The organism is Streptomyces sp. NBC_00669 (genome assembly GCF_036226785.1).
Classification (GTDB): domain Bacteria; phylum Actinomycetota; class Actinomycetes; order Streptomycetales; family Streptomycetaceae; genus Actinacidiphila.
Genome location: NZ_CP109018.1, coordinates 9,311,014 through 9,336,417 on the forward strand (window position 1 = coordinate 9,311,014; position 25,404 = coordinate 9,336,417).

General features: G+C 73.9%; 24 protein-coding genes. 19 read left to right on the forward strand and 5 right to left on the reverse strand.

Annotation, left to right across the window (positions count from 1 at the left end):
• The first annotated feature begins 3 nt into the window (after window positions 1-3).
• From OG896_RS39070 to OG896_RS39090, 5 genes are all read left to right on the forward strand, one after another.
• A complete protein-coding gene (locus tag OG896_RS39070; protein ID WP_329373150.1) occupies window positions 4-1,059 on the forward strand; it encodes a GlxA family transcriptional regulator in 1,056 nt (351 codons plus the stop codon).
• A 196-nt stretch (window positions 1,060-1,255) separates the two neighbouring features.
• Window positions 1,256-2,164 carry an ABC transporter ATP-binding protein gene (locus OG896_RS39075; protein WP_329373152.1) on the forward strand — a complete coding sequence of 303 codons (909 nt, stop codon included), beginning with the start codon at window positions 1,256-1,258 and terminating at the stop codon, window positions 2,162-2,164.
• Window positions 2,165-2,257: 93 nt separating this feature from the next.
• Window positions 2,258-3,055, forward strand: coding sequence for an ABC transporter permease (locus OG896_RS39080; protein ID WP_329373154.1), 798 nt, complete (start codon window positions 2,258-2,260; stop codon window positions 3,053-3,055).
• A 7-nt stretch (window positions 3,056-3,062) separates the two neighbouring features.
• Window positions 3,063-4,754 (forward strand): sensor histidine kinase, encoded by a 1,692-nt coding sequence (locus OG896_RS39085; protein WP_329373156.1) that lies wholly within the window; start codon window positions 3,063-3,065, stop codon window positions 4,752-4,754.
• Window positions 4,751-5,380, forward strand: coding sequence for a response regulator transcription factor (locus OG896_RS39090; protein WP_329373158.1), 630 nt, complete (start codon window positions 4,751-4,753; stop codon window positions 5,378-5,380). Before OG896_RS39085 ends, OG896_RS39090 begins: the two co-directional genes overlap by 4 nt.
• Window positions 5,381-5,402: 22 nt before the next feature.
• Here OG896_RS39090 and OG896_RS39095 read toward each other — a convergent pair whose 3' ends face one another.
• Complete coding sequence (locus OG896_RS39095; protein ID WP_402443949.1) at window positions 5,403-6,317, reverse strand: NAD-dependent protein deacetylase; 915 nt, start codon at window positions 6,315-6,317, stop codon at window positions 5,403-5,405.
• Window positions 6,318-6,405: 88 nt separating this feature from the next.
• Here OG896_RS39095 and OG896_RS39100 point away from each other — a divergent pair, with 88 nt between their 5' ends.
• Window positions 6,406-6,633: a DUF6296 family protein gene (locus tag OG896_RS39100; RefSeq protein WP_329373160.1), complete on the forward strand. Its 228-nt coding sequence runs from the start codon at window positions 6,406-6,408 to the stop codon at window positions 6,631-6,633.
• Window positions 6,634-6,792: 159 nt separating this feature from the next.
• Here OG896_RS39100 and nhaA read toward each other — a convergent pair whose 3' ends face one another.
• Window positions 6,793-8,709, reverse strand: a complete 1,917-nt coding sequence (nhaA, locus tag OG896_RS39105) for a Na+/H+ antiporter NhaA (RefSeq protein WP_329373162.1) — start codon at window positions 8,707-8,709, stop codon at window positions 6,793-6,795.
• Between the two features lie 230 nt (window positions 8,710-8,939).
• Here nhaA and OG896_RS39110 point away from each other — a divergent pair, with 230 nt between their 5' ends.
• The 4 genes from OG896_RS39110 (at window position 8,940) to OG896_RS39125 (ending at window position 11,910) form a co-directional block, all read left to right on the forward strand.
• The gene (locus OG896_RS39110; protein ID WP_329373164.1) at window positions 8,940-9,803 is read left to right on the forward strand and encodes an alpha/beta fold hydrolase; all 864 of its coding nucleotides are present in this window, start codon (window positions 8,940-8,942) and stop codon (window positions 9,801-9,803) included.
• Window positions 9,804-9,989: 186 nt separating this feature from the next.
• Window positions 9,990-10,223: a hypothetical protein gene (locus OG896_RS39115; RefSeq protein WP_328459791.1), complete on the forward strand. Its 234-nt coding sequence runs from the start codon at window positions 9,990-9,992 to the stop codon at window positions 10,221-10,223.
• 50 nt (window positions 10,224-10,273) lie between these two features.
• On the forward strand, window positions 10,274-11,455 hold the full coding sequence (locus tag OG896_RS39120; protein WP_328459789.1) for an SPFH domain-containing protein: 1,182 nt from the start codon (window positions 10,274-10,276) through the stop codon (window positions 11,453-11,455).
• Window positions 11,456-11,658: 203 nt separating this feature from the next.
• A complete protein-coding gene (locus tag OG896_RS39125; protein ID WP_328459787.1) occupies window positions 11,659-11,910 on the forward strand; it encodes a DUF6480 family protein in 252 nt (83 codons plus the stop codon).
• Window positions 11,911-11,945: 35 nt separating this feature from the next.
• Here OG896_RS39125 and OG896_RS39130 read toward each other — a convergent pair whose 3' ends face one another.
• Window positions 11,946-12,746 carry an IclR family transcriptional regulator gene (locus OG896_RS39130; RefSeq protein ID WP_329373169.1) on the reverse strand — a complete coding sequence of 267 codons (801 nt, stop codon included), beginning with the start codon at window positions 12,744-12,746 and terminating at the stop codon, window positions 11,946-11,948.
• 455 nt (window positions 12,747-13,201) lie between these two features.
• Here OG896_RS39130 and OG896_RS39135 point away from each other — a divergent pair, with 455 nt between their 5' ends.
• From OG896_RS39135 to OG896_RS39165, 7 genes are all read left to right on the forward strand, one after another.
• On the forward strand, window positions 13,202-14,359 hold the full coding sequence (locus tag OG896_RS39135) for an ABC transporter substrate-binding protein (RefSeq protein WP_329373171.1): 1,158 nt from the start codon (window positions 13,202-13,204) through the stop codon (window positions 14,357-14,359).
• Window positions 14,360-14,400: 41 nt separating this feature from the next.
• Window positions 14,401-15,423: an NrtA/SsuA/CpmA family ABC transporter substrate-binding protein gene (locus OG896_RS39140; RefSeq protein ID WP_329373173.1), complete on the forward strand. Its 1,023-nt coding sequence runs from the start codon at window positions 14,401-14,403 to the stop codon at window positions 15,421-15,423.
• A gap of 11 nt (window positions 15,424-15,434) precedes the next feature.
• A complete protein-coding gene (locus tag OG896_RS39145; RefSeq protein ID WP_329374568.1) occupies window positions 15,435-16,268 on the forward strand; it encodes an ABC transporter permease in 834 nt (277 codons plus the stop codon).
• Window positions 16,269-16,429: 161 nt separating this feature from the next.
• Window positions 16,430-17,287: an ABC transporter ATP-binding protein gene (locus tag OG896_RS39150; RefSeq protein ID WP_329374570.1), complete on the forward strand. Its 858-nt coding sequence runs from the start codon at window positions 16,430-16,432 to the stop codon at window positions 17,285-17,287.
• Window positions 17,284-18,255, forward strand: a complete 972-nt coding sequence (locus tag OG896_RS39155; RefSeq protein WP_329373175.1) for an ABC transporter substrate-binding protein — start codon at window positions 17,284-17,286, stop codon at window positions 18,253-18,255. The genes OG896_RS39150 and OG896_RS39155 overlap by 4 nt, the downstream gene beginning before the upstream one ends.
• A complete protein-coding gene (locus OG896_RS39160; RefSeq protein ID WP_328459777.1) occupies window positions 18,252-19,340 on the forward strand; it encodes an LLM class flavin-dependent oxidoreductase in 1,089 nt (362 codons plus the stop codon). Before OG896_RS39155 ends, OG896_RS39160 begins: the two co-directional genes overlap by 4 nt.
• Complete coding sequence (locus OG896_RS39165; RefSeq protein WP_329373178.1) at window positions 19,340-20,512, forward strand: M20 metallopeptidase family protein; 1,173 nt, start codon at window positions 19,340-19,342, stop codon at window positions 20,510-20,512. The genes OG896_RS39160 and OG896_RS39165 overlap by 1 nt, the downstream gene beginning before the upstream one ends.
• A 138-nt stretch (window positions 20,513-20,650) precedes the next feature.
• Here the strand turns inward: OG896_RS39165 and paaK are convergent, their stop codons facing one another.
• Entirely contained in the window at window positions 20,651-21,967 is a 1,317-nt protein-coding gene (gene paaK, locus OG896_RS39170) for a phenylacetate--CoA ligase PaaK (protein ID WP_329373180.1), read from the reverse strand.
• A gap of 622 nt (window positions 21,968-22,589) precedes the next feature.
• Window positions 22,590-23,318 (reverse strand): TetR/AcrR family transcriptional regulator, encoded by a 729-nt coding sequence (locus OG896_RS39175; protein WP_329373182.1) that lies wholly within the window; start codon window positions 23,316-23,318, stop codon window positions 22,590-22,592.
• A gap of 242 nt (window positions 23,319-23,560) precedes the next feature.
• Here OG896_RS39175 and OG896_RS39180 point away from each other — a divergent pair, with 242 nt between their 5' ends.
• Complete coding sequence (locus OG896_RS39180; protein ID WP_329373184.1) at window positions 23,561-24,148, forward strand: flavodoxin family protein; 588 nt, start codon at window positions 23,561-23,563, stop codon at window positions 24,146-24,148.
• 84 nt (window positions 24,149-24,232) lie between these two features.
• Window positions 24,233-25,222 (forward strand): aldo/keto reductase, encoded by a 990-nt coding sequence (locus OG896_RS39185; RefSeq protein WP_329373187.1) that lies wholly within the window; start codon window positions 24,233-24,235, stop codon window positions 25,220-25,222.
• Window positions 25,223-25,404: the final 182 nt, after the last annotated feature.

Here is a 25,404-nt window from a genome sequence, read left to right on the forward strand (position 1 = left end):
CCGATGACGCGAATCCCGGGGGCGCCCGGAACCCCGGGTGCGTCCGGAACGGCGGGGGCTACGGGCCGGGCCGCCGCGCGCCCCCGCCACCTGGTCGCCGTGCTCGCCTTCGACCAGGTGCAACTCCTCGACGTCACCGGCCCGGTCGAGGTCTTCACCACCGCCAACGCCCACGGCGCCCGCTACGACGTACGGATCGTCAGCGCGGCGGGCGCCGACGTACGCACCTCCGCGGGCGTGCGGATCGGCGCCGACAGCGCGGCCGACACGCTCCCCGGCCGGCTCGGCACCCTCGTCGTCCCCGGCCGCGCCGACTGGCGGCAGGCCGTCGGAAACCTCACGCTGACCGGCACCGTCGAGGCGCTCGCGGCCCGCTCCGGCCGGGTCGCGTCGGTCTGCGCGGGCGCGTTCCTGCTCGCCGAGGCGGGCCTGCTCGACGGCCGGCGCGCGGCGACCCACTGGCAGCTCGCGGCCGAACTGGCCGCCGCCTACCCGCGGGTGTCCGTCGAGCCCGACCCGCTCTTCGTCCGCGACGGGCGGGTGACCACGTCGGCGGGTGTCACCGCGGGCATCGACCTCGCGCTCGCGCTGGTCGAGGAGGACCACGGCGCCGACCTGGCCAGGGCCGTCGCCCGGCAGCTCGTGGTGTTCATGGCCAGGCCGGCCGGGCAGTCCCAGTTCAGCGCCCGGCTGGTGCCGCGCGAGGCCCGGCACCCGGCGCTGCGCCAGGTCATGGACGCGGTGGGCGCCGACCCCGCCGCGGCCCACCGCATGGACGACCTCGCCCGCGCCGCCGGGGTCAGCCCCCGCCACCTCGGCCGGCTCTTCCGCGCGGAGACCGGACTGAGCCCCGGGCAGTACGCGGAGTCCGTCCGCCTGGAAGCGGCCCAGGCCCTGCTGGAGGCGGGCAACGACGCCGTGGACACCGTCGCCGAGCAGGCCGGGTTCGGCTCGGCGGAGTCCATGCGCCGCGCGTTCCAGCAGTCCCTGGGGGTGGCCCCGACGACCTACCGGGCGCGCTTCCGCAGCACCGCCCGCGTCCTCGACCCCGCGCCCTGAGCCGTACCGCCCCCGACGGCCGTACGGCTCAGGGCGCGGGGCATCAACCGATCGGTGGACGGCCGCGTCCACCCATCGCGCCCGCGCCCCGCCCCGGTGGTCGATCCGCCCGCCCGCGCAGCGGCGGGAGGCTTCTCCACGACGGCGAACACGCGCCGTCCACCGGGGAAGAACCCGACGGGAAGAGGCGCACGGCATGACGGTCATCGAGGTCGACGGGCTCCACAAGCGCTACGGCGACGTCACCGCCGTGCACGACGTCTCGTTCACGGTCGAACAGGGCGAGATCTTCGGCGTTCTCGGCCCGAACGGCGCCGGCAAGACCACCACCGTCGAGTGCCTGTCGGGCCTGCGGGTCCCGGACGGCGGCACCGTGTCCGTACTCGGCCACGACCCGGCCCGCGCGCGCGACGCGCTCCGCCAGGTGCTCGGCGTCCAACTCCAGGAGAGCGGGCTGCCGGAGAGGCTCACCGTCCGCGAGATCCTCGACCTGTTCGCGTCGTTCCACCGGCGGCCCGCCGACATCGGCGAGCTGCTGGACCGGCTCGGCCTGCGCGCCAAGGCGGACGCCCGCTACAAGAAGCTCTCCGGCGGCCAGAAGCAGCGCCTCGCGATCGCGCTGGCGATGGTCGGCAGCCCCCGGGCGGTCATCCTCGACGAGCTGACCACCGGCCTGGACCCGCACGCCCGCCGCACCACCTGGGACCTGGTCGAGCAGGTCCGGGCGTCCGGCGTCACCGTCGTCCTGGTCACCCACTTCATGGAGGAGGCCGAGCGGCTGTGCGACCGGGTCGCACTGATCGACGCCGGCCGGGTCGTGGCCGTCGACACCCCGGCGGGGCTGGCCACGCGCGGCGACCGGACCCAGCGGATGCGCTTCCGGCCCTCGACGGGCTTCGACGAGGCCCTGGTGCGTGAACTGCCCGAGGTGAGCACCCTGACCTGGCACGGCTCGCAGGTCGAGATCACCGGCGACGGCAATCTCGTGCTCGCCGTCACCTCGCTGCTCGCCCGGCGGCACATCATCGCCGCGGACCTGCGGGTGGAGCAGGCGACCCTCGACGACGCGTTCATCGCGCTCACCGGTGACGACAGCGGGGCGTAGGCCCGTATCGCCCGCACCGCGGCCCGCCCCGGCCCGTAGGCCGCCGTCCCGCATCCCCGTATCCTCCGCGCCGCCACAGACAAGGACACCCCGATGAGCGCCAGCGCACCCACCGCACCCACCGCACCCACCGCGCCGTCCGCACCCGCCGTTCCGCGCATGACCCGCCAGGGCTTCCGCGCGCTGACCGCCACCCAGGCCAGGCTGCTGCTCCGCGAGCCGGCCGCCGTGTTCTGGCTGCTCTTCCCGCTGGGCATGGTGATCCTCTTCGGCAACATCCCCGCTTTCAGGACCGACTCGGACTCCCTGGGCGGCAGGAGCGTCATCGACGTCTACGTGCCGACCATCGCCGCGATGGTGCCGCTCTTCCTCGGCTGCGTCATGCTGCCGATGAACATGGCGAGCCTGCGCGAGAAGGGCATCCTGCGGCGGCTGTCGGTCAGCCCGGTGCCGGTCGCCGGGATGCTCGCCGCGCTGCTCACGGTCATGGCCGCGCTGATCACGGTCGGCGTCGCGCTGATCATCGCCGTCGGCCGGCTCGCCTTCCACGTCAGGCCGCCGTCCGACATCGGCGCCGTGATCGCGTCCTTCGTCCTCGGCAGCACCGCGGTCCTCGCCCTCGGCCTGGTGGTCGCCGCGCTGGCGCCCACCGCCGGCGCCGCCAGCGGCTCGGGCGTGCCCGTCATGGTGCTGAACTTCTTCTTCAGCGGCCTGTACTTCCCCGTCGCGCAGATGCCGCACGCGCTGCGGGAGATCGGCGGCTACGTCCCCTTCGGCGCGGTGATGGCGGCGTGGTCCGGTGAAGGGGCCCTGTGGCAGCACCTGTTGGTGCTGGCCGGGTACACCGTGGCCGGCAGCGTGGTGGCGGTCCGCGCCTTCCGTTGGGAATGATGAGCCGGTGAACGCGGAGCGGACAGTGCGCAGTACCGGCTCGGAGCCGCCCCACGGCATCCCGCGGGCGCCCGCCCCCGTGCGGGTGCGCCCGCCGGCCGCACCCGGCGGCGAGCAGGCGAAGGACGAGCGCTTCCAGCAGCTCCAGCACTACCTGCCCTACGGCGGGCTCGCGGTCTCGCTGGTGCTGGCGGTCGGCCTGGGGCCCTACCGCGCGCTGTACATCGGGGTGGCGGTGGTCCTGTCGGCGGGCGCCGCGCTGTGGTTGCGGTTCATGGACGTGCCGTACCCGACGCCCGCCGCGCGCCAGGGCCGGGCGATCGTCTTCTACGCCGGGCTGATGGCCTTCATCGTGGGCCTGATCCTGCTCAACCCGTTCTTCGGCTTCTTCGGCTTCACCGGCTATCTCCAAGCGGCCCTGCTGCCCCGGTGGTTGCGGCCGCCGGCCATCGCGGTCAACGCGGCGGCGATGGCCCTCAGCCAGGTCGGCGGCGTCCGCAACCTGCACGGCGAGGGCGTCGCCGCGTACGTCGGGCTGGTCCTGGTCAACATGCTCGTCGCCGGTGCCATCACCTACCAGGGCATCGAGGAGGACCAGCGCAGCCGGCGGCGGGCCAGGATGATCGACGAGCTGGCCGAGGCCAACCGGCGGCTGCGCGAGACGATGGCCGAGAACGCCGGTCTGCACGCCCAACTGGTCACCCAGGCGCGGGAGGCCGGCATCCTCGACGAGCGGCAGCGGATGGCCGGCGAGATCCACGACACCATCGCGCAGGGCCTGACCGGCATCGTCACCCAGCTGGAGGCCGCCGACCGGTTCGACGCCGACCCGCAGCGCCGCACCCGGCACCTGGAACTGGCCCGGCGGCTGGCCCGGGAGTCGCTGGCCGAGGCCCGCCGCTCGGTGCAGGCGCTGCGGCCCGGTCCGCTGGACACCGCCGCCCACCTGCCCGGCGCCCTCGGCGACCTCGCCGAGCAGTGGACCCAGACCTCCGGGATCGCGGTCCGCTTCGAGGTCACCGGCGACGCCGTACCGCTGCCGCCCGCGCTGGAGGTCGCGCTGTTCCGCACCGCCCAGGAGGGCCTGGCGAACATCGCCAAGCACGCCGGAGCGTCCCGGGCCGGGATGACCCTCTCCTACACCCACGAGGTCGTCGTCCTCGACGTCCTCGACGACGGCACCGGTTTCGACGCCGCCGCGTGCGAGCGGGCCGAGCCGCGCGCCGACGGCCACGGCTTCGGGCTCACCGCGATGCGGCAGCGGCTGCGCCAGGTCGGCGGCTCCCTGGCGATCGAGAGCGCGCCGGGCGACGGGACGGTGCTCAGCGCCGGCGTGCCGGCGGTGCCCCCGGCCCCCGGCTCCGCCGATCCCGCCCCGGGCTCCGCCGACCGTGTCCCGGGCCTCGCCGATCCCGCTCCCGGCTCCGCCGGTCCCGCCCCGGGCTCCGCCGATCCCGCCCCCGGCTCCGCCGACTCCGCCCCGGGCCTCGCCGACCGTGCCCCGGGCTCCGCCGATCCCGCCCCCGGCTCCGCCGACCGTGCTCCCGGCTCCGCCGACCGCGCCCCCGGCTCCGCCGACCGTGCGACGCCGGACAGCCACACGGTCCCCGAGCAGCCCGGCCCGAGCGGCCCGACCAGTCCCAACGGCCCGTCCCGTACCGGCGCCGGACGCCCGGCGATCATGGAGAATGGCGTGTGACCATTCGCCTGCTCGTCGCCGACGACCACCCCGTCGTACGTGACGGCCTGCGCGGTGTCTTCGACGGTGACCCGGACTTCGAGGTCGCCGGCGAGGCCGCGGACGGGGCCGAGGCCGTGGACCGGGCGCTCGCGCTCGGCGTGGACGTGGTGCTGATGGACCTGCGGATGCCGCGGATGGGCGGCGTCGAGGCGATCGGGCTGCTGCGCGAGCGCGCCCCCGCCGTCCACGTGCTGGTGCTCACCACGTACGACAGCGACGCCGACGTGCTGCCCGCGATCGAGGCGGGCGCCACCGGCTACCTGCTCAAGGACGCGCCGCGGGACGAACTCGTCCGTGCCGTGCGCGCCGCCCACCAGGGCCATCCCGTGCTCGCCCCCACCGTCGCGCAGAAGCTCATCGGCCGGGTCCGCGAACCCGCCACGCCCGCCGGGACGCTCACCGACCGCGAGCTGGAGGTGCTGCGCCTGGTCGCCGCGGGCACGACCAACCGGGAGGCGGCCCGGCGGCTGTTCATCAGCGAGGCCACCGTCAAGACGCACCTGCTGCACCTCTACGCGAAGCTCGGCGTACGCGATCGCGCCGCCGCGGTCGCAGCCGCCTACCGGACCGGGCTGCTTAGTTGATCCGACGACGCCCGGCGGACCGCTACCCGCCGAGGCGGTCGGTGAGCTGGTCGGCGAGGGCGGTGAGGGCAGGCCCGAGCGGGAGGTCGAGCCGCAGCGCCGCCAGGTCGTCGCCCCGGGTGGGGCCCTGGTTGACGATGGCCACCGGCGTGCCGTGCTTCGCCGCGTGGCGGGCGAACCGCAGGCCCGACATCACCGTGAGCGAGGAGCCGACGACGAGCAGGAGAGAGGCGGCGTCGACCAGGCCGTAGCAGCGCTCCACCCGGGGCAGCGGCACCTTCTCCCCGAAGAACACCACGTCGGGCTTGAGGACGCCGCTGCCGCACGCGGTGCAGGCCACCGTGCGGAACGCGTCGATGTGCTCGGCCGGCAGCTCGGCGTCGCCGTCGGCGACGATCCGCGCGGACATCGCCCGGAACCCGGGGTTCGCCGCGTCCAGCCGCCCCGCCAGCTCCTCCCGCGAGCCGCGGGCGCCGCAGTCCAGGCAGACCACCGCGTGCAGAGTGCCGTGCAGCTCCACCGCGTCCGGTGTACCCGCGGCGGCGTGCAGCCCGTCGACGTTCTGCGTGATCACGCCCGACACCAGCCCGGCGGCCACCAGGCGGGTCACCGCCCGATGGCCCGCGTTGGGCCGGGCCCCGGAGATCGAGGGCCAGCCGAGATGGCTGCGCGCCCAGTAACGGCGGCGGCTGCCGGCGCTGCCGGTGAACTCCTGGTACGTCATCGGGTCGCCGCGCCGGCGGCGGCCGGTCTCGCCTCGGTAGTCGGGGATGCCCGACTCCGTGGACAGGCCGGCGCCGCTCAGCACCACGACCCGGCCGGGCCCGACCAGCGGAAGGAGCGCGTCGGCGAGCGCCGCCGGGCCGGACGCGGCTCCCGCGGTGCCGGGGGAGCCGGGCCGGTCCGCCGCGCTCCGTTCCAGGGGGCCGGCGCCGATGTCCACGCCAGCAGGGTACGTCCCCCGGGAGGCGGAACCGGACGATCCGCGGGAGAATGGAGTAATGCCCCTGGGGAGGTGTGTGCCCATGGACGAATATCCCGCTGTTTACGAACTGGTCTTCCAGGCCCCGGCCGTCGAGGACGACGTCGTCGTCGTACACCGCACCGACGCCTCGGGCGCGGGTGGCTACCCCGTCTACGAGGACGACACCGGCATCGTCCGCGCCGAGATCAGCGGCGAGGGCGAGGTCCGGATGATGGCCAGCGGCGGCCACCAGCAACCGGTGCCGCCGCACGCGGTCCGAGCGGCCTGAGCCGCCACGGGACGGCCGGGCGGGACGCGGCGACGGCGCCGCGCCCCACCCGGCCGTCGATCGTGCGGCGGCCGATCGCGAGCCCGTGGCCGCGGGGCAGCTCTCCCGCCCGGGGAGCCCGCCGCCCGCCGCCCGGCGTGCCCCGCCGGGAACCCGCGCTCAGGAGCCGGGGCCGGCGCCGTCCACCAGGACCGCGCGGTCGCGCGCGGCCACCACGGCCGCGGACAGGCTCTCGATGTCGTAGGCGCCGTGGTGCCGGCGGCCGTTGATGAAGAACGTCGGCGTGCCCGACACCCCGCTGAGGTCGGCCGACTCCACGTCCCGCGCGACCCGGGCCGCACCCTTGCGGGCCTTGAGCGCGTGCCGGAACTTCTCCAGGTCCAGGCCGAGCCCGTCGGCGTGCCGGATCAGATCCTTGACGCCCAGCTCGTCCTGAGTGGTGATCAGCAGGTCGCGCATCTGCCAGAACCCGCCTTGAAGCGCGGCCGCTTCGGAGGCTTCCGCGGCGAGTTGGGCGTGCGGGTGCACATCGGTCAGCGGCAGGTGGCGCCAGACGTAGCGCACGTCACCGAAGTCGGCGAGCAGCTCGCGCACCACGCTCTCGGCCTGCCCGCAGTAGGGGCACTCGAAGTCGCCGTACTCCACCACGGTCACCGGGGAGTCCAGCGGGCCGCGGACGTGGTCGTGGTCGGGATCGACCGGCTCGGCCAGGTCGACCACCGACTGCGCGGTGCCCAGCAGCGCCCGGGCCCGCCGCGCCTCGGGCAGCCGGGAGGTCACCAGCGCCACCATGGAGGTGCTCAGCATCGCGAAGACCACGGCGCTCAGCACGCCGATCTTCGCCTCGTCCAGTTCCCGCCCGGAGAACGCCAGCGTCGCGATCAGCAGGGACACCGTGAAGCCGATGCCGGCGATCGTGCCGCCGCCGGTCACCGCCGCCCAGCCGACCGGCGGGCGCATCCGGCCGCGGCTGAGCCGGGTGGCCAGCGCCGTGGAGCCCACGATGCCGATCGGCTTGCCGATGCCGTAGCCGAGCAGGATGCCCAGCGTGATCGGGGAGGTGTACGCCTGCGACAGCAGCGAGCCGTTGATCTCGATGCCGGCGTTGGCGAGGGCGAAGAGCGGCACGATCGCGTAGCTGGACCAGGGGTGCCACAGCCGCTGCAGGCGGTCGTTGGGGGACAGCGCCGAGGCCAGGCCCAGCCGCGCCTCCCGCTCCAGCTCGGGCGTGGGCTGCTCGCGGAAGGACCGGAACAGGCCGCTGGCCCGCTCCAGGGCGTCGCGGGGCGCCGGGTACGCGAACGCCAGCAGGCCGATGATCAGACCGACGACCACCGGGTCCACCCCGGAGTGCACGAACGCCGTCCACGCCGCGATCCCGAGCACCGCGTACGGCCCGCCGCGCCGTACCCCGGCCCGCCGGATCGCCGCCGTCAGCAGCAGGAACCCGATGCCGACCGCCAGCGGCGTCCACGAGATGTGCTCGCTGTAGGCGACCGCGATCACCGCCAGCGCCACGAAGTCGTCGACCACGGCGACGGTCAGGATGAAGGTGTGCAGCCGGCGCGGGAAGCGCGAACCGAGCAGGGCGAGCATGCCCAGTGCGAACGCGGTGTCGGTGGACATCGCGGTGCCCCAGCCGTGCCCGGAGTGGCCGCCGGAGTTCACCGCGAGGTAGATCGCCACCGGCACGATCATGCCGCTGACCCCGGCCAGCAGCGGCAGGGCGATCCTGCGCCGGTCGCGCAGCTCGCCCATGTCGAACTCGCGCCGCGCCTCCAGCCCCACCACCAGGAAGAACAGCGTCATCAGGCCGCTGTTGACCCACTCGCGCAGGTCCAGGTCGACGCCGTGGCCGCCCCACTGCACCGACAGCCGAGTCGCCCACGCCGACGCGTAGTCGCCCGGCGCCACGTTCACCCACACCAGCGCCGCGACCGTCGCCGCCAGCAGGACCGCGGCGCTGCCGGTCTCGGTGCGGATGTACGCCCAGGGCGATGCCGTGCTGTCGCGGTCCCGCTCGCTCTGGTCCTCTTCGGTCCGGTCCGACGAGGGAGCCGTGAAGCCCCGGAACATCCAGCCTCCTACCGTGTGCGCTGCTCTTCCCCGCTGCCTGCCCTCACCCTGGCATGGCTGGGTGCCGCCGGGCACGCCGAAACCGCGGACCCTGCCGCGCCGTCGCGTCCTGTGTCGTAGTCTCCCGAACCGGGAGGGTGCGCCGATCATTCCAGCCGCCCGCCCAGCGCGGGACCTGTACGGCGGGCACGGCGGAGGGGACGGGCATGGCGACGGGGACGGGGACGGGCATGACGACGGGGACCGGTACGGCGGACGAGCAGCACACCGTCGAACTCAGCGCGGGCACGCTGGCCTACGGGGACACCGGCGGTGACGGGCCGGTGGTGGTCCTGCTGCACGGCCTCGCCCAGGACGGCAGCGTGTGGCGGAAGGTCGTCGACGACCTGCGCACCGACCACCGCTGCCTGACCCCGACGCTGCCCGAGGGGAGTCACCGCACTGCGATGCGCCCGGACGCGGACCTGTCGCCGCGGGCGGTCGCCGCGCTCGCCGCGGAGTTCCTGGACCGGCTCGACCTGCGCGACGTCACGCTCGCCGAGGTCGACTCCGGCCGCGCCCAGCAGGTGGCCGCCTTCCACGGCGAACGGATCGCCCGGCTGGTGCTGGTCTCCTGCGAGGCGTTCGAGAACTACCCGCCCGGCCTACCCGGCAAGATGATCACCCTTGCGGCGCACATCCCCGGCGCCCTGCACGCCGTGGTGCGGATGATGGCGGCCCGGCCGCTGCGCCGCTCCACCGCGGGTCTGGGGGTGCTGAGCAAGTACCCGGTGCCGGACGAGATCATCGACGGCTGGATGCGCCCGCTGCTGACCGATCCCGCCATCCGCGCGGACCTGCGCCGCTACCTGCTCGGGGCGCGCCGCGGGGAGATGGCGGAGGCCGCCGAGGCGCTGCGCGGCTTCGACCGGCCGGCGCTGGTGGTGTGGGCGGCCGAGGACCGGATGATGCCGCTCGCGCACGGCCGCCGACTCGCCGAACTCCTGCCGCAGGGAAGCCTGTTGGAGGTCGCCGACGCCCGCACGCTGGTCCCCGAGGACCAGCCCGGGCTGCTCGCCGGCGCGCTGCGCGACTTCGTGGCGACGACCGGCTGACGGCTGCGGCCGAACGGCGTACGAGCGGGACGGAAGACGGCGCCGGGAAGCCCGTCTGCGGCTGGAACCGCGGGGGCGCGGCACGCGTATTCCGTAACGACCATCGGTGATCCCGGGAGGGCCCCAGGTGGGAGGATGGTCACGGTCGGAATTCGCACAACCACGACGACAAGGGGGCGGCCGGAGATGGCACCGGACGATGCCGTGATCGGCTGCACGGGGGAACTGCTGATCGGCACGCGCGGACCCGCCGGTCCCGGCGAGGTCCTGGTGCGGGTCAGAGGCGGCTCCGAAGCCTTTCTTGCCTGGTCGGACGAACCCTTGCCCAAGGGTGCGACCGTGCTTGTGGTGGAATCCCGCGGCAGCCGCCAGGTCGATGTCATCGAGTGGCTCGACGGGCTCGACGGATCGGCCGGCTGACCGCGCTCATGAAGGACCGGCTGAGCCGCGCGACATGAAGGAGACTATGGATGTTGGGATACCGCGTACCCGCGCCGGATGAGGCGATGCTGATCTCGGGTGGTCGCCGAGGGCTGGGAGGTGCGCCCTTCCGTGTCGTGACCGGGCACGGGAAGTTCGTGTTGCCGGTTTTCCGCAAGACCCGGTTCCTGACCCTCGCGCTGTGCGAGGCGGAGGTCGCCGAGACCTGCGTGACCCGGCAGGGCATCGCGCTGACGGTGAAGGCGGTCATCGCGTTCAAGGTCGGCAACGACCACGAGAGCATCGTCAACGCCGGCCAGCGCTTCCTGTCCGACCAGGACCAGATGTCGGTCCTCACCGGGCGGATCTTCGCCGGCCATCTGCGGTCGATCATCGGGTCGATGACGGTCGAGGAGATCGTCACCGAGCGGCAGAAGCTCGCCAAGGAGGTACTGGAGACCTCCAAGTCGGAGATGGGCAAGATCGGCCTCACCGTCGACTCGCTCCAGATCCAGTCGATCGACGACGGCGCGACCGGGTACATCGACGCGATGTCGGCGCCGCACAAGGCCGCCATCCAGCGGCAGGCGCAGATCGCCCAGGCGCAGGCCACCCAGGCGTCGGTCGAGGCGCAGCAGGTCGCGGCGCGGAACCAGGCGGAGTACGCCCGGCAGACCGCGGTCGTGCAGGCCGAGTACAGCGCCGAGGTGGACCGGGCCCAGGCCCAGGCCGCCCAGGCGGGGCCGCTGGCCCAGGCGCACGCCCAGCAGGAGGTGCTCGCCGCGCAGACCGAACTGGCGCTGCGCGCGGCCGAACTGCGCCAGCAGCAGCTGGTCGCGGAGATCGTCAAGCCGGCCGAGGCCGAGGCCGAGCGGATCAGGGTGCTGGCGGTGGCCGACGCCGAGCGGATGCGTATCCAGGCCGCCGCGGCGGCGTCGCACGACCGGGTCGCGCTGGACCGGATGCTCATCGACCAGCTCCCGCAGATCGTCAAGGAGGCGTCGGCGGGTCTGTCGGGCGCGAACGTCAACGTGCTCAACGGCGCCGACGGCCTCAGCGAGATCGCGGCGGGCCTGGTCAGCCAGGGCCTCACCATCCTCGACTCGGTCCGCAAGAACCTCGGCGGCGAGCAGAACGGCGAGGCGCCCGGCACCGGCCTGACCCTGCGCGGGCACGTCGGCGGCAAGGACAGGCGCGACAGCTCCTCCGACGGGCCGGTCGACATCGACTGACCGCGTTCTTGAGGCAGCGCCCGTCCGGCCCTTCTCCGTGGGGGCGGGCGGGCGCTGCGCTGTCCGGGCGCGCGGTGCCTTTCGGGTGCGCGGTGCCTTCCGGGCGCCCGGCGTGGGGGTTAGGAGGTTTGTGCGGGTTTCACGGGGTATGCGGCTGACGTACGGATCTTCCCGTGAACCGCGCGATCGGATGGAGCGCCGCCATGGCGACCGCTACCCACACCAACCCGCACGTGGCCGACGAGGGGCTGAGCATCGCCGGGGACGCCCGGCCCCGGCCCGGCGAGACGCCACCGGCGGAGTCCGGGGTCTCGGACCTGGACGGCCCGGAGCGCGAACCGCTCAGCCGCGGCTGGGGCGCGCTGCCGATCACCCTGATCATGGTGGTGGTGGCACTGTTCGTGGCCGGGCTGCTCGGGTGGGCCGTGCAGATGATCTTCTGGCCGTCGAGCTGAGGTCGAGCTGACGTCGCGCTGAGGTTCCGACCGGGTCAGTCCGCGAGCGGCGACCGGCGCTGCGACGGGGGCAGCAGCAGCACTTCGAGCGCCGCGGCGCAGGCCCGGGCGCGGGCGACGAACCAGGGCAGCCGGGCGTCGGTGAGCACGTCGGGCGTCGAGCGCACCGCCAGCGCGGCGTGCGCGTGGCCGCCCGCGTCCAGGACGGGCACCGCCGCGGTGCGCACCCCGTAGGCCGACTCGCCGTCGTTGAGTGCGTATCCGGCCGTCCGCGCCCGCTCCAACTCGGCCCGCAGCGCGTCCAGTCCGGTGATCGTCCGGTCGGTGTGCGCACGCAGCGGGGGCAGGGCGGCCAGGTCGCGCTCGCCCGGACGCGCCCACGCCAGGAGCACCTTGCCGAGCGCGGTGGAGTGCAGCGGGCGGCGCAGGCCCAGGCCCGCCGCCGGGTTCACCGAGCCGCCGACCAGGATCACCGCGTGGTCGCCGCTGCGGATCGCCAGGTCCGCCGTAGTGCCCGTGGCCCGTGCCAGCGCGTCGAGTTCGGGTACCGCGCGGTGCATGCCCCGCTGGTGCAGGGAGAGTTGGCCGAGTTCGGCGACGGAGGGACCGAGCCGGTAGCGGGCGGTGTGCTCGTCCTGCTCCAGGAAGCCGGCCGCGACCAGGGTACGGGCCAGCCGGTGGGCGGTGGACGCCGACAGCTCCATCCGGCGGGCGAGTTGGGAGGCGCTGAGTTCCCCCGCGTTGTCCCGGAAGCAGTGCAGCAGCCGGAGTGCGCGGGTGACCGCCTGCGCTCCCGGGGGCGCGTCGGCAGGCTTCGTGCGCGCATCCGTCGTCATGGCCCCAAGCATGCGGAGGCTGCCACCATCTGGCAACTGTTGCCAGAACATTGCGCCACGTCTCCGGCTGTGAACTCTCGCCCACAAGCGCGTCCCACATCATGGGAAGTGTTGCCCGCGGCCGAGGGTGTGTGCCAGCCTCCGTTGCAGACCGCACGCCACGCACCAGGAACGGAAGGGAGCACCCCGTGATGACCACGTCCGGCCTGCTCAGCCCCTTCCACCAGACCCTGTGCGCACGGCTGTACCTGGACCTCGGCCGGTCCCGCGGCGCCAGCTGTCGCTGACCGCACCGACACCGCCGCACCGGCGGGACGTCCCGCGTTGCGGTGTCCCCTCCGCGTACGGCCACCGGCCGCACCACCCCGGTACCGCCTCCCGCGGTCCGCACCCCGCGTCCCCCGCCCCGTCCCCGCACGCCGCATCCCCGCGCCCAACTGCCGCCTGGAGCACCCATGTCCGAGCCGGACGAGATCTGGTTCACCCGCTGCCCCGTCCCCACCGCCACCGGCATCGCCGCCGACCGCGGCACCCTGGCCGCCGAGTTCGCCCCCGACGGCATCGCCGTACGCTCGCTGCGCGACGCCGCCGACGACGAGCGCAGCGACGGCCTGCCCCGCAGCCACTTCACCCACGAACTGACCGCGCTGTTCCGCGAGGGCGGCAACGTCCCGGCGCTGTGGGCGCGTTCACGCGGCGAGGCGACCAGGGTGATCGCGCTGACCTGGATCGAGGAGCGGCAGTCCATCCTGGTCCGCGCGGACAGCGACCTGCGCACCCCCGAGCAGTTGCGCGGCCGGCGGCTGGCCGTCCCGCGCCATGACATCGCGATCGACTTCTGGCGGGCCATGGCGCTGCACGGCCACGCCGGAGCCCTCGGACTGGCCGGGCTGACCCTGGACGACGCGCGGCTCGTCGAGGTGCCCGGGGTCCGGCAGGGCCAGTGGGAGGGGGAGCTGGCGGCGCTGCGGGACGGCCGGGTCGACGCGGTCTACGTCAAGGGCGCGGTGGCCGTCGAGACCGCCCGCCGCTACGGCGCCGAGGTCGCGATCGACCTGGACGCGGTCCCCGACCGCCGCAGCCGGGTGAACAACGGCACGCCCCGGCCGATCACCGTCCACCAACGGCTGCTGGACGAGCGGCCCGAGCTCGTGACGCGCTTCCTCGCCGTGCTGCTCGACGCCGCCGAGTGGGCCGCGGCCCACCCTGGCGACCTGGCCCGCATCCTCGGCGCCGAGACCGGGGCCGGTCCCGACGGGGTGGCCGGCGCCTACCGCGCGGGCACCGCCGGCAGCCTCGGACTCGACCTGAGCGAGGAGCGGCTGACGCTGCTGGCCGAGCAGGAGCGGTTCCTTTACGCGCACGGCTTCCTGCCCGAACCGGTCGACGTCGCCGGCTGGGCGGACCACGAACCCCTGCGCCGGGCCCGCGAGTTGCGCGCCGCCCGGGCCGCGACCGCCGCAGAAACCACTGCCGCGGAAACCACTGCCACCGCGCCCACCCCCGGCACCTCGCACGCACCCGCCGCCCCGCAGCCGTCCGGCACGCGGAGCCCGGCCGCCGGGTCCCATGCCGTCGCGCCGGCCGCCGGCACCGCCTCCGCCACCCCCTGAACCCGCGCCGACCACGGCCCGCCACTTCCTGGAGACCTTCCGTGAACGTCCGTCAACTAGCCCTCGCCACCACCTCCCTGTTCGCCGCGCTGGCCCTGGCCGCCTGCTCCTCGTCCTCCACCGGCTCGGCCCGCGCCGACGCCGGCGGCAGCGGCGCGACCATCACCGTCCGCATCCCCGACGGCGGCAACTCCGGAGTGCTCGCCCTCGGACGCAAGGACGGCTCGCTCGCCAAGGCCCTGGCCAAGGTGCACGCCAAGGTGGCCTGGACCGGCACCGCCGGCGCGTTCGCCCCCGCCGCACAGGAACTCGACGCCAACGCCCTGGACTTCGCCGAGGGCTCCATCACCTCCGCGATCGCCGCACTGGCCCAGACACCCGGCTTCAAGCTCTTCTCCGCCGTCGACCCCGACGAGCTGGGCGAAGGCATCCTGGTGAAGAAGAACTCCGACATCAAGAGCGTCAGCGACCTGGTCGGCAAGAAGGTCGCCGTCTGGCACGGCGGCACCAGCGAGTACCTGCTGCTCAAGGCCCTCCAGCAGGCGCACATCCCGGCCGACAAGGTCAAGCGGGTCTACCTCCAGCCCAACCAGATCGGCCCGGTCTTCAACTCCGGCCAGGTGGACGCCTGGTCGACGTGGGCGACGTACTCCATCCCGGCCCTCGCCAACTCCGGCGCGCGCTTCCTGACCACCGGCGGCCAGGTCGGCTCGGACAACTACGCCGTCTGGGCGGTCCGCAACAGCTTCGCCACCCAGCACCCGGAGGTCGTCAAGGCGCTCTACGACTACCTGCACGACGCCGGACTGAAGCAGCAGCAGAACCCCGAGGCGTACCTCAACGTCAAGACCGACTCCGGCCCGGAGGCCGTCACCCCCGCCCAGCGGGCGGTCGAACTGCCCATCGACAAGGCGCTCGGCACCGCGCAGCCGATCGGCGCGACCCAGCTGGCGCACTTCGCCACCGTCGCGCAGTTCTTCGCCGACCAGAAGATCACCAAGGGTGTCTTCGACGTCAAGCCGTACGTGATCGACATCGACAAGACCGCTGCGAGCGCCAAGTGAGCGGCGTGGCCATCGGCACGTCCACGGACCCGTCGGCACCCGGGCTGGTCGCGCCGCGCCCGAAGGTGGTCCGGCCGCGGCCGCGCGCGCTGAGCCTGGGGCTGCGGCTGCTCGGCCCGGTGGCGCTGGTGCTGGTCTGGATCTGGGCCTCCGCCTCGGGCACGCTCAGCCCGTCGCTGCTGGCCTCACCGCGCCAGGTGCTCTCCGCGTTCAAGGAGTTGTGGACCAGCGGGCAACTCGGCGACGCGCTGTCCGTCTCGCTGACCCGGGCCGGCCTCGGCCTGCTGATCGGCGCGTCGGCCGGGCTGGTGCTCGGCGTGCTGACCGGGTTCTCCCGGCTCGGCGAGGAACTGCTCGACTCCTCCATGCAGTTGCTGCGCACCATCCCGTTCCTGTCCCTGGTCCCGCTGTTCATGGTCTGGTTCGGCATCGGCGAGACCGCCCGGGTGGTGCTGATCGCGGTGGCGACCAGCTTCCCGATGTACGTCTCGGCCGCCGGCGGGGTGCGCAACACCGACCGGAAGCTGGTGGAGGCCATGCGCAGCTTCGGCATGGGCCGGCTGGCGCTGGTCCGCGAGGTGGTGCTCCCCGGCGCGCTGCCCGCGCTGCTGTCCGGGCTGCGGCTGTCGATGACCCTCAGCGTGATCGCCCTGATCGCGGCCGAGGAGATCAACTCCACCGCCGGCATCGGCTACCTCATGTCGACGGCGCAGGAGTACAGCCGCACCGACATCCTCACCGTCTGCATCCTCATCTACGCCCTGATCGGGCTGGTCGCGGACGGCAGCGCCCGGCTGCTGGAACGGCTGCTCATGCCCTGGCGCACCCAGGGGGCCGCACGATGAGCGAGACCCTCGCGGGCGCCGTCGGCGCCCACGCAAACCACGACCGCAGCCACGACCGAGGCCAGGACCCCGGCCACGCCCAGGTCCAGGCCGACGCCGACACCGAGGCGCAGGACCGTACCGGCGCCCAGGACCGCACCGGCGGTCGGGCCGCCGTCCGCATCCGCGGGCTGCGCCGCACCTTCGGCACCCGGCATGTGCTCGACGGCCTCGATCTGGACATCGCCCAGGGCGAGTTCCTGGCCCTGCTCGGCGCCAGCGGCACCGGGAAGACCACCCTGCTGCGGATCATCGGCGCCCTGGACCGGCACGACGAGGGCACCGTGCTGGTCCCGGAGTCGCGGACCGTCGTCTTCCAGGAGCCGCGCCTGGTGCCGTCCAAGAAGGTGCTGGCCAACGTCACCGTCGCCCTGCCGCGCGGCACGCGCACCAAGGAGACCGGCCGGCGCGCCCTTGCCGAGGTCGGCCTCGACCGGCACGCCGACGCCTGGCCGGCCACCCTGTCCGGTGGCGAGGCCCAACGCGTGGCGCTGGCAAGGGCGTTGATCCGCGAGCCGGAACTCCTGCTGCTGGACGAGCCGTTCGCGGCCCTGGACGCGCTGACCCGGCTGCGGATGCACGACCTGGTCGGCGAGTTGTGCCGCCGCCACCAGCCCGCCGTGCTGCTCGTCACCCACGACGTCGACGAGGCGATCCGCCTGGCCGACCGGGTGGCCGTCCTGCGCGACGGCCGGCTGGCGTCCGACGAGCGGATCGCCATCGACCACCCGCGCGACAGCGCCGACCCGAGGTTCGCCGCCCTGCGCACCCGGCTGCTCGCCGAACTCGGCGTGGGCCACGCCGGGTCCGCCGCCGGACCCGGCGCGCCAGCCACGGGGGAGCACCCCGCCGGCAAGCACCTCGACCCGGGCGCCGACCCGGGCGCCACTTCCGGCCCGGCCCCCGTGACAGGCCCCGCCGACGCCCGCACCACCGCACCCACGACCGGTTCCACCACCCCCGAGGAGTCCTCCGCATGACCGTCAACATCGGCGTCCACCAGGCCAATCCGTCGCTGTACCACCTCTCCCGGCTCGGCCTGCTCGAAGAGGCGCTGCGCCCGTCGGGCGAGACCGTCGCCTGGCACCGGATCGGCGGCCTGGACACCGCGGCCGCGCTGGCCGACGGCACCATCGACTTCGGCGGCACCGGCTCCACCCCGCCGCTGTCGGCCCAGGCGGCGGGCCACGACCTCGTCTACGCCGCCGTGTCGGCGCCGCGTCCGGGCCACGGTGCCCTGCTGGTCCGCGCGGACGGCGACATCGCCTCCCTCGCCGACCTCAAGGGCCGCACCGTACACCTGGCGATCGGCTCGTGGCAGACCCACTTCGTCGCCAAGTCCCTTGCCCAGCACGGCCTTTCCTACGGCGCCGACATCACCGCGCAGCGGTCCGGCGCCGGCTCCTACGCGCGGCTGCTGGACGGCGGCATCGACGCCTGGGTGGGCCAGGGCGCCGAACTGGCCGCCGCGCGCCGCGACGGCCGGGTGCGCACCCTGGCCGAGGCGGGCGACCTGATCGCCGACCGCTCGGTGTTCTTCACCCGCCGTGAACTCGCCGACAGCCGCCCCGACCTGGTCGGCCTGATCGTCCGGGCGCTCCAGGCCGCGGACACCTGGGCGGCCGGCCACCTGGACGAGGCCGCCGAGATCGCCGCGGCCGACCAGGGCGGCAGCGCGGCGGACTGGCGCGAGGCACTGGCCGCGCTGCCCTGGCAGCTCGAACCGGTCTCCGCCGGCTTCGTCGCCGAGCAGCAGGAGGCCGCCGACATCCTCGCCGCGGCCGGCTTCCTGCCCCGCCCGATCACCGTCGCGGACGCCCGCCACCCGGGCCTCGACGCCGTCGCCGCGCGATCCCTCACCCCCGCCCCGTCGGAAACCGCCCCGTCCGAAACGTCCGCAGCGGTCGCCGCAGCCGCCGCCGAGACCCGCGAAGCCCCGGAGAAGTGACCGTGCCCAGCCCCGAGATCCTCTGGTACATCATCCCGCGCGAGGGCGCCTACCCCTGGGAGCCCGCCGGCCGCCGCAGCATCGACCTGGCCTACCTCCAGCAACTGGGCGTCGCCGTCGACCGGTTGGGCTACGACGGCGCGCTGTTCGCCACCGACCTGTACGACGTGTGGCCGCTGGCCAGCGCGGTCGCCGCACAGACCCGGCCGAGTTTCAAGCCGCTGCTCGCGGTCCACCCCGGCCTCATCTCCCCGACCATGCTCGCGAAGATGGCGCTGAGCTTCGCCCACCTCTTCGGCCCCGACCGGCTGCGCTTCAACGTCGTCAACGGCTCGACCGAAGCGCTGCGCCAGGCCGGCCTGCAACTCGAACACGACGAGCGGTACGAACTCAGCGCCGAGTACTGGGACATCGTCAAACGGCTCACCGCAGGCGAGGTCTTCGACCACAAGGGCCGCTTCTACGAGCTGACCGGCGCCGGCGCGGGCCTGCGCGAACTGGCCCCGATCCAGGGCGGCGTGCACACCCCGCTGTGGTTCGGCGGCTCCTCCGCCCCCGGCATCGAGATGGCCGCCCAGCATGTCGACGTCTACCTCACCTGGGGAGAACCGCCGCACCTGCTGAAGGAGAAGCTGGACCGGGTGCGCGAGCGCGCCGCCCACTACGGCCGCGAACTGCGGCTCGGCCTGCGGCTGCACCTCATCGTGCGCGACACCGAGGAGCAGGCGTGGGCCGCCGCCGACCGGCTGCTCGACGTCACCAGCCAGGCGACGTACACCCGGATGCTCGGCGACCCGGAGAGCAAGGACGGCGAGGGCTGGGCCCGGCAGTTCCGCCAGCACGGCGGCCGAGTGCCCAAGCACGCACGGGAGTTGGAGAAGCACGCCAACCTGTGGCCGGGCATGAGCCTGTTCCGCCCGGGCCCGGGCACCGCCGTCGTCGGCAGCACCGCCCAAGTCGTGGACCGGCTGCGGGAGTTCCAGGACCTGGGCGTGGACACCTTCATCCTGTCCGGCAACCCGCTGCTGGAGGAGTCCTACCGCATCGCCGAGACCGTACTGCCCGCACTGCGGGGCACCGCCTGATGAACGACCTGGTGGAGCAGGCCCGTTCGCTCGGCCTCGACCGGTTGCGGCACGCCGTCCGCGAGCACCCGGAGACCGGCCTGCACCTGCCCCGTACCCAGGAGACCGTACTCGCCGCCCTCGACGGGCTGGGCCTGAGCACCCGTACCGGCACGGCGCTCAGCTCCGTGGTGGCGGTGGTCTCCGGTACGGGGCCGGGGCCCACGGTGCTGTTGCGTGCCGACCTGGACGCGCTGCCCTTCGCCGACGGCCCCCGGCACGCGTGCGGCCACGACCAGCACGCCGCGATGCTGGCCGGGGCCGCGCACCTGCTCGCCGCCCGGCGCGACCGGTTCGCGGGCGACGTGCTGCTGATGTTCCAGCCGGGGGAGGAGGGCCACGACGGCGCGCGGCTCATGCTGGAAGAGGGGCTGCTGGAGACCACCGGGAGCCGTCCGGTGGCGGCCTACGCCCTGCACTCCAGCGCGTCCGCGCCCGCGGGTCACTTCAGCAACACGGCCGGGCCCGCGCTGGCCGCCAACGGCACGCTGGCGGTCACCCTGCACGGCGCCGGCGGCCATGGAGCGTGGCCGCACCGCAGCCGCGACCCGATCCCCGCGCTGGCCGAACTCGTCACCGCGCTCGGCGCGTTGCCGGCCCGGCGCTTCGACCCGTTCGACCCGGTGGTGCTCACCGTCGGCACCGTGCACGCGGGCACCCGGCCCAACATCATCCCCGCGACGGCCACGATCGAGGCGACGCTGCGCGCGCTGTCCGACGCCACGCTCTCCCGGCTCACCGAGGAGGCCGAGCGCACCGCCCGCGGCATCGGCGCGGCCCACGGCCTGGAGGTGTCGGTCACGTACGCCCCCGGCTATCCGGCCACCGTGAACGACACCGCCGAGGCCGACCTGGTGGGCCGGGCCGTGGCCGACCTCTTCGGCGCCGAACGCTTCACCCGCACCACCCGTCCGGCGCTGGTCTCCGACGACATCGGCCGGGTGCTGGCGGAGGTCCCTGGGGTGATGACGAGCCTCGGCGCCTGCCCGCCCGGCCGGGACCCGGCCACCGCGCCGGGCAACCACGCGCCCGACGCGCTCTTCGACGACGCGGTCCTCGCCGACGGCGCGGCCCTGCTCGCCGAGGTCGCCCTGCGCCGCCTCGCCCCGCCCGCACCTCCGGCGGACGGATGACCGTCTGACCCGCGTCACCCGTATGACCGCACGACCCCAGGACCGCCCGGCCCCGAGCCCCGGCCCCGAGCCCGCGTACGCGCCCGGCCCCACGCCACCGCCCCACGCCCCCGGCCCCGCGCGCCCGGGGGCGTGCGGTCAGGGACGGTCGCGCAGGTCCCGCAGGTCCGCGACCCGCTGGATCTTGCCGACCGAACGCTCCAGCGTCTCCGGGTCGACCACGGTGACCTCGACCGTCACCCCCACGCCGTCCTTCACCCCGCGGGCGATCGACGCGGCGGCCGCCGCCCGCTGCTCGGGCCCCGCGCCCGCCCGCGCCTCGACCTTCACCGCCATGTGGTCCATCCGGCCGGGCCGGGTCAGCTCGATCCGGAAGTGCGGCGCGACCGCGGGGGTGCGCAGCACGATCTCCTCGATCTGGCTGGGGAAGACGTTCACCCCGCGCAGGATGATCATGTCGTCGCAGCGGCCGGTGACCTTCTCCATCCGGCGCATCGCCGGGCGCGAGGTGCCCGGCAGCAGCCGGGTGAGGTCCCGGGTGCGGTAGCGGATCACCGGCAGCGCCTGCTTGGTGAGCGAGGTCAGCACCAGTTCGCCGCCCTCGCCCGGTGCCATCACCGCGTCGGTGATCGGGTCCACCACCTCCGGCAGGAAGTGGTCCTCCCAGATGTGCAGGCCGTCCTTGCCCTCGGCGAACTCCTGCGCCACCCCGGGCCCCATCACCTCCGACAGGCCGTAGATGTCCACCGCGTCGATCGCGAACCGCTCCTCGATCTCGGCCCGCATCCCCTCCGTCCACGGCTCCGCGCCGAAGATCCCCACCCGCAGCGAGGTGCTGCGCGGATCGATGCCCTGCCGCTCGAACTCCTCCAGCAGCGTCAGCATGTACGACGGAGTGATCATGATGATCTCCGGCTCGAAGTCCCGGATGATCTGCACCTGCCGCGCCGTCATCCCGCCGGACGCCGGGATCACCGTGCAGCCGGCCCGCTCGGCGCCGTAGTGCGCGCCCAGGCCGCCGGTGAACAGCCCGTAGCCGTACGCCACATGGACCTTGTGGCCGGGGCGGCCGCCCGCCGCCCTGATCGAGCGGGCCACCACCTCCGCCCACGCCGCGAGGTCGTGCTCGGTGTAGCCGACCACCGTCGGCAGCCCGGTGGTCCCGCTCGACGCGTGCAGCCGGCGCACCTCGGCCATCGGCACCGCGAACATCCCGAACGGGTACGCCGCGCGCAGGTCCGCCTTCGTGGTGAACGGGAAGTGCGCCAGGTCCGCCAGGCTCCGGCAGTCCTCCGGCCGCACCCCGGCCGCGTCGAACTTCCGCCGGTACGGCTCCACGTGGTCGTACGCGTGCCGCAGCGTCGCCCGCAACCGCTCCAGCTGGAGCGCGGCCAGTTCGTCCGGCCCCATCCGCTCCGCCGGGTCCAGCAGTTCGTCCGGGACGCTCCCACTCATGCCGCTCTCCCTCGCACTTCCGGTCACTCCGCGCCGACCGGCATGCCGATCGCCGCGCCGACCGACCCCCTGCCGACCGATCGTTCGGTTTGGTCTCAGTGTCAACGAACCAGCAACCGCTCCCGCTGTCAAGGACTCGGCCGATCATCGTCGCCCAGGGTGCCCGGGACGCCCGGGCCGCGGCGGTTGATCAGCGCCACTCCCGCCACGGCCGCCGGGCGGCCCACCGCTCCCATCGGCACCAGCGCCGCCGTGGGCGCCCGGCGGGGCCACCACCGCGCGCCCGGCGAGCGCGACCGCGCGATGAGCGGCGGGACCCGCACCCGCGGCCGCCCTGATCGCCGGAAGCGCCGGCGCCCACGGCGCGACGGCGCACGTCGGCGCGAGGACACGGGGGACCGCACGCGGTTCGGCACGCCGTCCAGGCCGGGGCAGCGCCGAGGCAAGCCCAAAAGCCGCCGGCGGGGTGCCCGCTTGGTGGCGTGCCTTCGGCGGCGCAGACGCTGACGACGCCTTTCCCTGCCCAGGATCGGGGCGTCCTCGCATCCTTCGGGAGTGAGGAGCTGTGTCGGAACCGGTGATCTGTGACGTTCCGTCGCGGACGGAGGGGCGGGCGGCCGGTTCAGCCTGCGAGGTGCTGCAGCCATTCGCGCAGCAGAGCCGTCTCCGTGTCTCGCAGAGGTACCCCGGCGCCCGCGGCTGAGGGCCCGGTGGTGAGCGCCGTCTGAAGCGCGGCATCGAGGGCGAGTGCGCGTGAGGCCAGGTCCGAGCCGGGTGAGGCGGGCGGGTCCGTGGTGACCGAGGCGATGACGGTGTCCCGCAGCCGTGCCGAAGTGGTCAGGTCCCGCTCCGCGGACTCTTCGCCGATCAGCGCCAGCGTCGCACCCGTTGTCGCCGCGTGGATGACGCGGGTCGCCTGCTCCACCGGAACCCGAAGGCGCCCGGCGTCGGCCGCCCGGCCCAGCAGCCTCACCAGCAGGGCGTGCGCCTCGTCCGCGGCCGGGGGCCGCCGCCCGGGCTGCACGGTGCCGTACATGAGCATGTAGAACGCGGGGTGCCGCAGTCCGAAGTCGACGTGCAGGTCCCAGCCGCGGTAGAGGTCGGCGACCGGGTCGTCGGGGGTCAGCGCCAGCGCCTCCCGTTTCTCGGCCAGGTACATCTCGAACCCGTAGGCGGCAAGCTCGGCCAGGAGTCCGTCCTTGTCGTCGAACATCCGGTAGAGCGCGGGGGCCGTGATGCCCGCGGCTGCGGCGACGGCGCGTGTGGAGACCGCTTCGCTGCCGCCCTCCTCCAAAAGCTTGGCGGCCACCTGCAGTACCTGGCGCCGCGCGGCGCGTCGTCCCTCGTTCATGGAACAACGATATCCCATTTTTCGTATCGCCGCCTTATCGGTGCTACTGTTTCAAGCGGAACGACGATCCACGCTGATGCCGCTCGGCACCGGCCCGTGGGACCCGGGCATGCGCCGCGCCCCGACCGGGGCTGTCGGTCCCCCGCCCGTGGAGCAGTGCGGCCGACCGCCGCAGCGGGCAGCTCGTCGTCCGCCGGCACCACCACCGAACACGCCGCCGTCGCGGCAGGAGAGGAACACCCATGTCCGATATCTCGATCGTCATCGCGTCGCATTCCGGCTACGGCCACACCGCGCAGATCGCCACGGCCGTCGCGGACGGCGCACGCTCCGTCGCCGGGACGCACGTCCACCACGTGGACGTCGCCTCTCTCGGCGATGCCGACTGGGAACTGATGGACGCTGCGGACGCCATCATCTTCGGCACCCCCACCTACATGGGCAGCGCGTCGGGGGCGTTCCACGCCTTCGCCGAGGCCAGCAGCAAGCGGTGGATGACCCGCGCCTGGAGCGACAAGCTCGCGGCGGGATTCACCAACTCCGGCTCCATGAGCGGCGACAAGCTGCACACCCTGCAGTACCTCTCGCTCCTGGCGGCCCAGCACGGAATGCTGTGGGTGAGCCTGAACCTCCTGCCGGGCTGGAACACCACCACATCCAGCCCCCAGGACGACAACCGCCTCGGCTTCTACCTCGGGGCCGGCGCACAGAGTTTCAACGACACCCCCGCGGTCCACGACGCGGACCTGAACACCGCTCGCCACCTCGGCCGACGCGTCGCCGAGCACACCCGCATCCACCGCGCCGGGCTGACCGCCGCGGCGCACTGACGCGACGGTCCGTGCACCGCCCCGGCAGCTTCACCCTGCGCCGGTGAAAGAACCACCTTTCAGTTCTCTTCGAAGGAGTCCGTCATGCAGCACCGGCCACTGGGCAGCCAGGGCCTTGAGGTCTCGGCGATCGGCTACGGCTCGATGGGCCTGACGATGGCCTACGGACCCACCGACGAGGCGGCCGGCGTCGCCGCCCTCCGCCGCGCGTACGACCTGGGCATCACCTTCTTCGACACCGCCGAGATGTACGGCTGGGGCACCGGATCGAACGAGATCCTGGTCGGCAAGGCGGTCAGGGACTTTCGCGACGACGTGGTCCTGGCCACCAAGTTCGGCGTCGACATGTCCGTGCCTCCCGAGCGGATCGGCGGCGCCCTCAACAGTCGGCCCGACAACATCCGCAAGGTCGCCGACAACAGCCTGCACTACCTCGGTGTGGATCACATCGACGTCTTCTACCAGCACCGCGTCGACCCCGAGGTGCCCGTCGAGGAGGTCGCGGGCACCGTCAAGGAGCTGATCGACGCGGGCAAGGTGAGGTACTTCGGCCTCAGCGAGGCGGGCCCGGAGACGATCCGCAAGGCACACGCCGTGCAGCCGGTTTCCGTCCTTCAGACCGAGTACTCCCTGTTCGAACGGGACGTCGAGCAGCTCTTCCCCACCCTGGACGAACTCGGTATCGGCTTCGTCGCCTATTCTCCCCTGGGCCGCGGGTTCATCACCGGCACCGCCAAACCCGCCGGCCAGTACGAAGCCACCGACATCCGCAACGTCGACCCTCGCTGGCAGCCTGGCAACTTCGAGAAGAACGTCGAAGCCGTCGACCGGCTCGCCGAGCTCGCGGCGGCAAAGGGTGCCACCGTCTCCCAACTGGCCCTGGCCTGGCTCCTGACCCGGGGCGAGCACATCGTGCCGATCCCCGGCTCCCGCAGCCCGTCGCGCATCGAGGAGAACGCCGCCGCCGCCGACCTCACCCTCGCCGACGTGGACCTCACGGCCATCGACGAGATCCTGCCTCTGGGCGGCTTCGGCGCCCGCTACACCGAGGGGCACGTGCCCACCTGGATCTGATGATCCACCCCGGGACGGACGCCATTCGGGTCGGCTCCGGTGAGATCGGCGCAGGGCGGCGGGGGCGAGGCGGACGGTGTCGTGCGAGCGCGTTCGGGTGCGTACGGGCTGAGACGCGCACGGAAGGCCGGGCGAGCACGACGAACGCGCCGTCGCGGCCTTGGCGACGCAGAAGGTCAGCG